8 protein-coding genes and 2 pseudogenes are annotated in these 12,531 nt (G+C 48.0%); 6 read left to right on the forward strand and 4 right to left on the reverse strand.

Going from position 1 to position 12,531, the window contains the following annotated elements; all coding sequences use genetic code 11:
- Positions 1-105: 105 nt before the first annotated feature.
- From IEX72_RS01120 to IEX72_RS01130, 3 genes and pseudogenes are all read right to left on the reverse strand, one after another.
- A pseudogene (locus tag IEX72_RS01120) lies at positions 106-638 on the reverse strand (IS630 family transposase); the annotation flags it as partial.
- Positions 607-2,409, reverse strand: a complete 1,803-nt coding sequence (locus IEX72_RS01125; protein WP_188785541.1) for an ABC transporter ATP-binding protein — start codon at positions 2,407-2,409, stop codon at positions 607-609. The pseudogene IEX72_RS01120 and the gene IEX72_RS01125, both read right to left, overlap by 32 nt.
- Positions 2,410-2,544: 135 nt before the next feature.
- A complete protein-coding gene (locus tag IEX72_RS01130; RefSeq protein WP_188785715.1) occupies positions 2,545-3,180 on the reverse strand; it encodes an IS6 family transposase in 636 nt (211 codons plus the stop codon).
- A gap of 238 nt (positions 3,181-3,418) precedes the next feature.
- Between IEX72_RS01130 and IEX72_RS01135 the strand changes: the two genes are divergently transcribed.
- Positions 3,419-4,597, forward strand: coding sequence for a glycosyltransferase (locus tag IEX72_RS01135; RefSeq protein ID WP_188785542.1), 1,179 nt, complete (start codon positions 3,419-3,421; stop codon positions 4,595-4,597).
- Positions 4,598-4,611: 14 nt separating this feature from the next.
- Here IEX72_RS01135 and IEX72_RS01140 read toward each other — a convergent pair whose 3' ends face one another.
- Positions 4,612-5,796: a glycosyltransferase family 4 protein gene (locus IEX72_RS01140; protein WP_188785543.1), complete on the reverse strand. Its 1,185-nt coding sequence runs from the start codon at positions 5,794-5,796 to the stop codon at positions 4,612-4,614.
- Positions 5,797-6,117: 321 nt separating this feature from the next.
- Between IEX72_RS01140 and IEX72_RS01145 the strand changes: the two are divergent.
- The 5 genes and pseudogenes from IEX72_RS01145 to IEX72_RS01165 form a co-directional block, all read left to right on the forward strand.
- A pseudogene (locus tag IEX72_RS01145) lies at positions 6,118-7,086 on the forward strand (ISH3 family transposase); the annotation flags it as partial.
- A gap of 840 nt (positions 7,087-7,926) precedes the next feature.
- Positions 7,927-8,811 (forward strand): IS1595 family transposase, encoded by an 885-nt coding sequence (locus IEX72_RS01150; RefSeq protein ID WP_188785716.1) that lies wholly within the window; start codon positions 7,927-7,929, stop codon positions 8,809-8,811.
- 11 nt (positions 8,812-8,822) lie between these two features.
- Positions 8,823-9,584, forward strand: coding sequence for a hypothetical protein (locus tag IEX72_RS01155; RefSeq protein ID WP_188785544.1), 762 nt, complete (start codon positions 8,823-8,825; stop codon positions 9,582-9,584).
- Positions 9,585-9,782: 198 nt separating this feature from the next.
- Positions 9,783-10,940, forward strand: coding sequence for a glycosyltransferase family 61 protein (locus tag IEX72_RS01160; protein WP_188785545.1), 1,158 nt, complete (start codon positions 9,783-9,785; stop codon positions 10,938-10,940).
- 333 nt (positions 10,941-11,273) lie between these two features.
- The gene (locus tag IEX72_RS01165; RefSeq protein WP_188785546.1) at positions 11,274-12,401 is read left to right on the forward strand and encodes a hypothetical protein; all 1,128 of its coding nucleotides are present in this window, start codon (positions 11,274-11,276) and stop codon (positions 12,399-12,401) included.
- The last annotated feature ends 130 nt before the right edge of the window (positions 12,402-12,531 follow it).

Consider the following 12,531-nt stretch of genomic DNA (forward strand, 5'->3'; position numbering starts at 1 on the left):
ACTGGGGAGAGTTTGGGTTTCACACCTCTCCCTACGCGGTCTACAGCGATAACATAATCGGAGTGCCGTCACTTGGTTTCTGTCCTTAACCGAATACGGATGCTCTTTGTGGTGGGGTTGGTCGTCAGTCTCGTCGAGCGCGTCAGCGACGCGCTCATCGAGGATTTCCTCCGGATTCTCCGGCCGGTTTGGACGTTTTGGACGTAGTTTCGTGTACGATAAGCCGAGGCCTCGGAGAAACTCCCCGAGGTAATCCGGATGGTACCCGACGCCGAACTCCTCGGCCAGAAGGTGCTGGATCTCCTGTGATTTCCACGGCTGACCTTCTTTGAGGAGCTTGAAGAGCCCTTCTTGTTCGTCTTCGTCGAGTTTCGGGGGCCGGCTACCCCCAAAGCTCGACATCAATCTTCGAGTCCACCCTCATTCCACGCATCCGCCCATTAGCCGCCGATCGCTGCCGACCGGGAAGCACGGTCGTCAGCTTCCGCAATCGTATCACCCTGGTAGAGATTTTTCACAAACCCGAGACGCTGAATTCTGTGCTTGTCTTCGGCGTCGCGGAGAAGCTCGTCAAGCTTCTCCTCTGAGATGTGACGCTTGATCTCTTTATTTTGATTGGATCGTGTACAACTCTTCATACTGCCCACCGTTATCTATCAGTTCAGCGTGTGTCCCGACTTCAGTTACTTGGCCATTCTCCATCGTGTATATCCGGTCGGCATTTTGAACCGTAGACAACCGATGTGCGATAGTGATCAACGCGTAGTCCCGGTCCATTGCTTCGATCGCTGCCTGGACCTCCTGCTCCAAGTTTGAGTCCAGATCACTCGTCGCTTCGTCTAAGACCAACAAGTCTGCATCCTCTAACAGCGCCCGCGCCAACGCGACACGCTGCTTCTGTCCCCCGGAAAGGCGAACACCATTGTCGCCAAGCGTCGTATCGTACCCGTTTGGTAAATCATCAAAGAATTCGTCAACCCGTGCAATCTCGCAAATACGATCCAATTCTGTCTTTGTTACATCGCGATTCCCAATTGTGAGGTTATACCGCAGCGTGTCGTTGAAAATGAACGGACTCTGACGGACGACCGAAAGGTGCTCTCGCCACTCGTGGATGTCCATCTCCTCTATCGGCACATCGTTTGCTCGAATCTCTCCCTCATCTACCTCGTACAGGCGAGCCAGCAGGGACACGATCGTGGATTTGCCAGCCCCTGATTGCCCGACGAAGGCGATGAACTCGCTTTTCTCAACCTCGAAGTCAACTCCACGAAGTACCTGTTCTTCATCATTATAAGAAAACCGCACATTATCGAATTCGACGGATTCGATTTCGGCTGGAACATCACGGGTGGGTTCATTCGGTTCTTCCCGGTCTTCTAATTTCCGGATGAACGCCTGCGTTCGGACGAGATGCGGTAAGTCATTTTCGAGATTATAAAACTCCGAGTTGAGGCGACTTACTCTCGGCCCGAGTTGGAACATCGCAAATAAAAACACTCCGAGTGCACCAACCGACAAGTCGGCGAAGGTTAATGCGAGGTAAATCAAAACGAATACCGAAACAGCTACACCGAGACTATAGAAGTTACTGAGCGCAGCCTCGTTACGTCGAAGTTTGATACGGGATTCGGTGAACTGATCGATCGCGTCAATAAAGTCTTGGTACAGCTCCTCGGCGAGACCAAAAATACGGATATCTCTGATCCCCTGTGTCCCCGCCTGTGCTGCCTCCTGCCGCTGTTCGTTTGCCTCGGCGACCAATTCCCCGAGTTCATATCCCGGTTCGATAACGTTCCGAAGCAGGACAGTGAGACCTCCGAGAACCGCGAGTGAAACCACCGTGAGCACCGGGGCAATGAACAGTGCGACTGAGAGATACGCTAATGCCAGAAAGAGCACTTCTGTAAGTTTGACAACGCGCTGAATCGCCCGCCCAGCGTAATTTGTTTGCGTAACAATCGCATTCAGTATATCGTCCGATCCTTCTTCGTCGAAATACTCGATTCGGGCGTCCAACGCACTTCGAAATGCTCGCATCTGTAGATCGCGGATGTAGTACGTTCGCAACGCCTCGCGGAACCACGCCACGACGAAACTCATCGTGTACCGGGCTGTCATCACGACAGCAACGCCGACAACGACAAACCCGAGGGTGAACGGGATACCCAGCGTTTGGTATACCGTCACGAACACGGCCATAAGCCCATCAGCTTGAGCAACGGGGTCTTCTGCCTGGACGATCTCAACGATTGGTAGAATAAAACTTAGACCGACCCCCTCGAGGACTGCAGCAACGAGTCCCAGCCCGATGATCAGTACCGTAAACTTCGGGTTGAACCGAGCTACATCCAGAAGCGCGTTAATCTTTTCTCGACGGGTGACAGTGGCATTTTGCGAGTCAGACATAAATACTTGTGTGAAGACAGGTCTACCTTTATTTATGGTACATACGGATAAAAAGACTCTGACTTCTTAGTCTGGATCGAAATAGAAACTGCCAGACCAAGCGCTACCTCAACACCATTCGTTCTGAGGCATTGTTCAGATTAGTTGATTGAAGCAGACGGCAAATGCTTGCAACCAGGTTTCTGCTGTGTTCGGATCGGCGTGTCTGAAGTGGGTAGCGAAGGCTTCAGTTCGGTGTTTGAGCTCTTTGAAGACGCGTTCGACGGCATTCCGATTCCCGTGGGTGACGTGTTGGAATCGGAGCGAGTGGCGATGGCAGGCCGCCTGCAGCCAGGGTGCGCCATCGACCAGAAAGATCGCGTCGTCAACGAGATGTTTCTCGCGGAGTTCCGTGAGAAACATCTCGGTCAACGCAGAGGTTCTGGTCGAGAACAGTCGCACGTGTAGCAGGCGATTTGAGTCGGGGTCGACCGCAGCAAACAGCCAGTAGCGCTGGTCATTCACTCGAATTACTGTCTCGTCTACCGCAACGTAATTCGGATTCCGTCCCTCTGTCGGCTGTAGGTCAGCCTTCTGAATCCAGTTGTGAACAGTGGATCGGCACCGATCGACACCCAGGCCAGCGAGGACGGAGACGGTATCCGACAGCGACAATCCCGCCAAATGGAGTTGGATACCCAACTTCATCGCCGGCTCGGGTGTCGCCTCTCGCTCCACAAATCCTAACTCAGGCCAGTCGCTACATCCGGTGAGGCGGCGAGTTTCTGGTATGGACACCAAGAAACTACGTCCGCCTCATCCTTCGATCTTATCTGAACAGTGCCAAAATTAATACTTTGTCGGGCCGTTTCGACGAGCGAAAGCGTAACGTAGACCAGAGCATACGAAAATGAATAATCTATTAACACTCCAATATCGTGTTATCCTTGAGCAGGACTCTTCAGGAGTTCAGTCATCGGAATGAAGATTAATCGCTATTAATTCATAAAATATCTACAGAAAATTTGTTATGAAAATAATTTATTTCGTCAGTCAGTTTCCAAAATTGTCCGAAAGTTTCGTTATAAATGAAATATATGAGCTTAAAAAACGAGGGCATACTGTATCTATATTTGCCATTACTCAGACAGATGAAGAAATCGTTCATAAAGAACTTCAAAATATAGATTTGACAGTTCACTATGCGGAGCAACCTTCTCTTCAATCGCTTCCTGATCTCCTCTCACATTATATTTTGAATCCGACCGTATTACGTCAAGCAGCATTTGTCGATGAACCACGCTACCACGCCTCTTGCCTTCATCTCGGAAAGCAGCTTATCGAATTTATTGAATCAGAAGGCAGTGTTGATTTAATACATTCTCATTTTGCAGTGCCAAACCGTATAGCAGTCACATATGCGGCTGCGTATTACGATATCCCCTGTACCATTACCGCGCATGCTTACGAGATCTTCTCTAATCCAGATATTCAACGACTACAGCGTCTCTTTTTGCGCTTTGATCATGTGATTGTCCCTTCTAAGTATAATAGAGAGTTTCTCCGAGAGAAATTCGGAGTAAATACTGAGATGACTGTAGTTCCGGCGACAACGGATGCCAATAAGTTTGATCAATCTGGCAATTGTATATCAGGGCGGCTCCTTACGGTTGCACGGCTTGTTGAAAAGAAAGGTCATAAATATATGATTGACGCAGTTGCGAAGCTCATTAAGCAGGGATACGATATTGAATACCATATTATCGGTTCGGGAGAGCAAGAGCAGTTTCTTAGGGATAGGGTTTATGAATTTGGTATCGAAAGTTATGTTGAGTTCTTAGGACATGTTTCCGATGATCGTCTAAAATCGGAACTTTATGATGCTGAATTGTTCGTTCTTCCTTGCGTAATTGCTTCGGATGGAGACCGAGATGTTGCGCCGGTGGCATTGAAAGAAGCAATGGCGACCCGAACAGCATGTGTGTCAACAACTGTATCTGCAATACCGGAGCTCATTACCGACGGCTATGATGGAATACTAGTAGAACCGAATGATTCCGAAGTGATAGCAAAGGCTGTGGCTGAACTTCTTGATAATCCAGCACAAAGAAAACGGTTAGCAAAGAACGCGCGAAAAACTATCGAAACGAAGTTCGATATCCGATCTGCTGTTGATCAATTAGAGAACCTATTCATTACACTTACCTGACTATCTGAATAATATCAAATCATATTCCGATATACTGAAGATATACGTGACCCGTAATCCTCTGCAGTATATTTAGACTGGATTTGTTTCCTAGCATTTCTGCCCATTTGACAGCGTTCATCAGGGTTATCATACATATATTGTATTGCCACTGCTAATGATTCAATCTTGCCCGCTGGTACTGTAATCCCATCCACACTTTCTCTTATACAGTCCTTAGCCCCGGTGTTCTCAGAAACGATCACTGGAAGACCTGATGCCATCGCCTCTATTACGACAAGTGCAAATCCATCTTCCATAGAAGGGAATACAAAAACATCTGCACGTTCAAACCATTGGTATAAATCATCTACCCACCCTAAAAAGTGAATGTCCTTCCTATTCTGATACTCTTGAACTAATGGTCGTGCACTATCTTGAATAGCGCTCGTGATGATTAATTCTGCTTCAGTTAGATCTAGAGAATCCCAGGCAGGTAGCAGATATTGAATCCCTTTGCGAAGGGAAACCTGACCAGAATATATAAAATAGATCTTGTCTTCGTCGAAATTTACTCTTTTACTTTGTGCCTTCTTCCCATCTGAAAATTTAGGGATCTGGGTCCCAAGTGGGACTTTTTTCACTTTATATCTAGAAAAGCCCCGATTTAAAAATGAATCTTGGGCGAACTTTGACGGGGTGACTATATAATCCGCAATTTCGTATTCTCTAACTTCTCGGCAGATATGTTGTTCAGAAATAGGACATTCTCCTTGGTTATATTTTCCAAACTCTTCGTCAAGAATATCCTTTTGTGTCTTAATATGAACAGAACTTCTCTCAACCACGGTTGTTAATCCCAATTCATTAGCTCTCTCTAAACTTTTAAGACAGCCCCCCGCGAATCCTATAAAAATACCATCTTCAGTGGCTTCTAATCTTCTAGATACAGACCTATCGAATAGCATCGTCTTCAAGCGTCTTGAAGGGTCATTCCAATTCACCGGTATGAGACTTGTTAAAAGAGGAAAACGATGAGTAATATATTCAACTATATGTGGATGGTGAATATGCGATATCTTTCTATTAGAAATTAAGGAAGTATCAGATCCAAAGTTCGGTTGAGTAGAATATATCATTTTCAGGTAATTCCGTTCCTCTAATTCTCCACCCAGCATTGGAACGTGAAACGATCCAGGAACGGATATAATCACCTGCATATCTACATCTAATCAAGTATTAGTAATAAATTATCGCTTATGTGGTGATCCAAGCACGTCAAACTTGGTGTGAAGGGAGAGTAGTTGAGCCTTCCAGTGTATCTCGAAGATACCCGCCCGCACATTAAGTAGACACACGCAAACACATATTTATGAAGGAATTGCCGACTGTACAGCACGTCGAAGCAGCCTTCTGTTCCATACTGGTTCCTCATATTACCACGTGGAAAAGTCGGACCCGTACCATTCGACAACCGTATTGAGGAGACCAAACTCAGTACCTCACAAACTGGTTAGTTAGAACGTCTGCTTGCTGAGGATGTGTCCAAGCACCAGCAGCAAGCAGACAGTGAAATCCACGAAGACCAGCTCCTTAATTTCCTCGTCAATCAGCTTAACGAGGAAGTTTCTCTCTCCCAATGCTGAAATCGATGCTGAGAACATCTACGAAGTCCTCGTCGGCGCGACCGCCGACGGGACCTCAGTCTCAACGCTGTGTGAGTCCAGTGAGGGCTCACCGCCTGCGAACACGATCCTCTACCATCTGCGAACAAAGTTCGAGCCGGAACGGCTCGAACGAGTCGATAACACGCTCCTCCGGCGAAATATCGTCGACCTGCTTCCCGAGCAGGTGGAGGTCTGCGCAGACTTCCACCTGCGGCCCTACTACGGTGACGAAGACGAGACAGACCCCCTCTATCATTCCGAGGCAAGCGCGGAACCACCGCGTTCCACGCTTACCGCACTCTACGCGCGTGTGAAGAACAAGCGGTACACGCTGGCGGTGTCGCCGTCTTCAAGATAGCCCACCGCCAGCAGCGTCATCGTCGAGTTTCTTGGACTGCTTGACGACCTGGACACCGGAGTCAAGGCTACCTCAACGTGGATTCTACGATAGCAAGTGTCTCACGCTGTTGCAGGCGCACAACCACGCTTACGTGATGCCGATCATTCGGTGGGGAGATACCACTCAGCAGGAACTCGCGGAAGGATGGAGTCGCGTGATCAACCACGACCTGACGGAAACTCGACGGTCCACCTGTGACCGTCGAGTTTCCCGTCTACATCGACTGTACGTACCTGAATGGACGGTATGACGAGTACAGAGTGGCGCGTCACGGCTACGCCGCTGATGCACCGTTCATCGAGACACCACACCAGGCTCGATACCACTACTCGAAACGCTTCGGTATTGAGTCGAGCTATTGCTTGTCCGAGCAAGCGATAGCGACCACAACGAAGCGAGATCCGACGGTGAGACTGATCTACGTCGTGGTGAGTCTACTGTTGTAGAACGCGTGGCGGTATCTCCACTACGAATATATGGCGACGCCTCGCCACAACAGAACAGATGGCTCAGGTCACGCTAACTGGCGATGCTTTGTGAGGGACTGAAACTCAGCATTAAAACGACCAAGGTCCCGTCTGGGAAACCGTCAATACTGAGGCGTTCAAAGTTATACACATCAGAGCCTCCGATCTAACCTCTGTATATTACTGTCGATCAACAAACATTGAAGTGCTGTCACAGCGATGTAGTTGTGGTGGATAACTATAGTAGCGTTTGCAACTGATTACTCATCCGATCGCACGCCGTCGTGCGATCGAGTGAGTGAAGACTTGCAAACGCTATTATAGGCCCTTGACGATCTCAACCCCTAACTTCACATTAATGAACCGTGGAAAACAGTCATTGGCCGAAGTTGGTTCAGCACTCAAATACTGAATTGGACCTTCCACAGTCAATTCTGTACCATAGGACTTGGAAATAGTAGAATGCTGGGTCAAAGCTTTCGCCGCGTTCCACTACACATATATCATTCCGAGATAGCATCAATTATAAGTAGTGTGTTTCCCAGTTAATTTAAGTAATACTAGCTCAAAGCCTTGGAGATATGTATGATATTAAAGATATAAAGAAAGCGTACCGTCGCCCAAGATTAATATTACGAGAATTAGTTAGACGTAAATCAGATGTGATGAATTCTATATTTGGCGGTAATTTTGGGGATTACATTATGGAACAGGATTGGGATAATCTAATTACGCTCTTGCGAAGTAGATTGTTGATATCGAGAGCTGCGACTGAAAGTCGAAGAGGGCAAGGGCACCGCGCCAGCGGTGCCCGATATGTTCCCAGTAAGCCGGTTTGTGTCGGAATCGGCTGCAGCGGACCTGCTACGACAGGTTCGCTGGTGTGATGGTGTCGAGTGCCCCCGCTGCCGTTCTGACCTGACGGTCAGAAACGGCAGCTATCGGGTGTATCAACGGTATCTGTGTAAGAATTGCGGTCGGACGTTCAATGATAAGACCGGGACGATCTTTGCTCACTCGAAGCTCTCGCTGAAAGAATGGTACTTTACGATCTACCTATTCTTACGGTTCAACACGAGCATTCGGCAAATCGAAGCGGAACTCGATCTCTCCTACAAAACAGTGAGGCGGCGCGTCGAGCGCTTCGCCAGAGCGCTCGACGCGCCTTCGATCACGCTGTCTGGCCCGGTCGAAATCGACGAAGTGTACGTCTCTGCTGGGCTCAAAGGCTGCGAGCGCGACCAAGCGTCGCGCTCGCGTGGGCTGTCCACGCGTGGGCGCGGAACATATGATGGTGACAAACCACCGGTGTTCACGCTGGTTGATCGTGGTTCGAACGAGCGGTACGTCGTGCCAGCGAAATCCGCGGATGAATCGACCATTCGACTCCTGCTGGCGGACCGCCACCAGGAGTCGCTCACCGTCTATACGGACGGATTTCGAGCGTATGATCCGCTCGAAGAAGATGACGCATTCACCCGGAAATACGTCGTCCACAGTAACGGAGAATATGCTGACGACGACATCCACATCAACACCTGCGAGAGCCACGCGTCGCTGGCGCGACGGTGGATCTCGCCCCACCGAGGAGTATCAAAAACCAAGCTAACGCCGTATCTCAGAGCCTTTCAGCTCCGGCGCGAACTCTTCAGAAAACCAGGTGATGAAGCACTCAAACACGCTCTCAACGCCGCCCTCTGAAAATCAACAATGTGCTTCACAAGAGCGATCTAATTATTCTTGACGCCTGCCGATATGATCTTTTTAAGTCAGCGAATATTCTCGAGGGGAAATTACAGCGTTTCCATTCTCGGGGATCACATACTGGAGAGTTTATTCAACAAAATTTTAAGAATGGATCATTCCGTGATGTTGTATATGTATCATCCAATCCTAATCCAGCAAGCGAAGCCGATGCAGAATTTGCAGCAGTTGAAGAAGTTTGGAAAACGGGATGGGATGACGATCTTCACACTGTACCACCGAAAGAGATGGTAGATGAAACGATACGAGCAGAAGAAAGATATCCTAATAAGCGATTAATTAGTCATTTCTTGCAGCCACACTATCCTTGGATTGGCCCCAAAGGGCAGGAGTTTATGTCAAAGAATGGATATAGATCTCAGAACCGGGATGATCATATTTGGATACAGCTCGAGAATGGTAAACTGACAAAAGAGCAGATCTGGGAAGTGTATGAAGAAAATCTCCGTATAACACTTCCATATATCCGAGATTTATCGGATTCGCTCAGTGGAAAAACAGTTATTACATCAGATCACGGAAATGCGTTCGGTGAATGGGAGGTATATGGCCATCCGCCGGGAGCCTATATTGACCCACTTGTTCAAGTACCATGGTTGGAGTTACCCTATGACAAGCGTAAGAAAATACGCACTACAGAGGAGGGTGTGAAATTTTCAGATGAGCAACTCCCAACGGAACAGTTACGGGACCCAGGTTACGTTGAGTAGATATACACCACAGTAGCGTCTTTCTTGGGCATCATATACTCTACACAAAAAATTGCTGACAATAGAGAGAAAAAATTCGATCACGAGCTGGAAATATAGGAAGATAAGACGGTCGAATATATGTACAACGGCAAATATAGATACAATATCTTGAGACGAATAAAGCGAGCATACAGACGAGGAGGTTACAAACAGATATTGAAAGGGATATTTCGAACAGGGGTACGGAACCTCACGCCGAATCATTATCCATTTAAACCAAGTAAAGTAATCAAAAGTCGAGACCTGTACGATAAAGACCGTCTATGGGAATTACCGACGATTGATAATGATCAATTAGACAGATCTGAGAGCGCCCATCCATTTGGAAGAGAATATGAGGGAGAGAATTTTTTACAGTCATGCGAATATACATACAGAGAAGATTTCGTATGTGAAATTGATAATATAAGGATAATTGGTCCAAATGGAGTCGGTATCACAAATACAGGTGAGTTTATTGCTGATTCAATTACTATACCGCAAGAACCCGTCCGAATAGAAGAATCAGTGCGGCGCGCTTTCGTAAAATATCCACTCCTCACATTACAAACACTTAATGGGATCCATTCGCCATATTTCTCTGCAAGCCCCTCGCAGTCATTAGAGTATGCTTGCTTACTACATAGCAAGTGGAACAATTATTACCATTGGCTTATTGAACATCTTCCTAAGATTCGTGGAGTAAGACATTATGAAGCTCAAACAAGAAATAAACCAACACTAATCATACCAAATGATCCCCCTCCATATGTTCTTGAGAGTCTTAAAGTTCTAAATATTGACACTTCTGCTTGTGTTGAGTGGAATCCACCTGCGATAGATGTAGATACTTTGGTATTGCCCGCATATCCTGAGGCTACCCCCGAAAACCTGCGATGGCTTAGAAGACACATCCAGGCTCCGCTCACCGAGGGCCAACATAAGTCACAGAAGCGCATTTATATTTCGCGTGGGAATGCTCAAAAAAGGAAAATAAGTAATGAAAATCAAATAGAGGATGTGCTTGATAAATTTGGGTTTAAGCGGGTACTCGCAGAAGATTTCGCCTTTACTCAACAGGTGAAATTATTTTCAAATGCAGAGGTAATACTCGGCCCCCACGGAGCTGGACTCACAAATATGATCTGGGCCAATAACGCAAAGATCATTGAATTACACAATAATTATATTCGAGATCATTACTATATTCTAGCAAATAATTTGGGACATAATTATCAACCAATCCAAGGTCGCAGTATAAAACCCGATGATATCAACTCTAATTTGATTATTGACCCGTCTGAATTGCGCAGAACCTTATCGCGGATCGTTTAATATAGTCTAACCCATCGTATTTACGCCAAGAAAGGTGTGTCAATCGATTCCTTCCCAATCTGCTCGTAGCCCAGTATGGAAGACAAAGTAGAAATGATTACTGCTTGTACAGGAAATTTCTATCATCGCTCTTGTGGAACAGATTGTTGGTGAGGTTTCTCCGGGGTGAGTCAACTCGGTCGATTCCGTCGTTCACCCAGGCTCTCTCCCGTTCTGGCAATCCCGATCAATGAACAAAGGTACAACAAAACCGCCCGACAGCTCGCCACCAACAATATTCTACCCAAGAGCGAAATCTGTAGTCGTTCTACTCTATTCGGCTCGTGATATATATTGTCAACAGTTAGCACGCAGAGGCAGACAGCAGGCGTACAGACAGCACAGACACCCGATGATGAGAGGCTTCATCGGCTCGCAGTAGAGGCAGGCAAATATCTCGGTTTAAATGTCAGTGAGCCACTCCAAATAGCGGAGCTATTCGCTCAAGGTGATGCAAACGGATACGACGAGAGCGATATTCGGGACTGGCTCGGAGCGGAGGAACTCGATGGAAGGAGCGAGATACCTGTCCCACCACAGGGCGACGTGTTGGGCGAGCTTTGGCGAGTCGAAGATTCTGCTACTGTAGCACCAACACCCTCCGACAAAATCGAGAGATTCCGCGAGTGGTGCAAGGACAAACGCGATATGCGACGAGAGGAGTACGATGATGGAATCCACCAGCATCCTGTCGAACACGCATACACCTACAAGAGCGAACGACAGAAATCGGTTCGAGCCAAGGATGTGGAGCGGTACTTTCTCGATGCATACCCCACCCTCACGACAGTCCTACTGACCTACACTCGCCCTCGAAGCGAGGATGAGTCTATTGCCGAACACGCAGACAAGTTCTATCCTGAGTATCCCAACCAGACGAAGCGCCGAGAGTGCATCAAAGCGACGGGATACTGGGAGGAGTTTGCTGGTGTATCCCTCCTTGCGCCGAAGGACGTAGCACCAAAGCCTTGCGCCGAAACGACACACGCTCACGATATGATAGTGATTCCCACCTTCATCTCGTCAGAGTGCTTCGACCCACTGCGAGAGGAGGGCGTCGATGTGTCGATACGGTATCACCGCTCTGACAAGGTGGAGGCTCCGTCCTCTGTCAATCGGCTTGACCTTGAGCAAGAGCGAGGAGCAACCACAGCCCTCGCGCAAGAAGTGGGCGCTAACCTACCTGTACTGAGTGCTATCGAGACGTTCCGCGATACGGTGGAGATGGATGCATCCACCAACTCAGCGCGATATGAAGCCAAGCTCGACGCCACACACTGCCCTAAGTATGTCGAGCGATGGTGCGCTCATATGAGCTGTGGCAAGGATGGTGAACCTGACTCGAATGGGATACGGCGCTGGCGTCCACTCGGCAGATTCAGTGAGATAGCCGACTCGATGAAGGAGGAGCGAGACTATTAGGTGGAGGGTGTTGGTGCTAAAGAATCATCAGCGCCGAGTAGGATGAATCTGAGTTGTGTGAGGTATCGAGCGAACAATAGGCAGGATAACACAAGTGGTGTGTGAGATGACCACACCTGCTGTCGTGAAG

Source organism: Halobellus salinus, from assembly GCF_014646875.1.
In the GTDB taxonomy this organism is placed as follows: domain Archaea; phylum Halobacteriota; class Halobacteria; order Halobacteriales; family Haloferacaceae; genus Haloquadratum; species Haloquadratum salinum.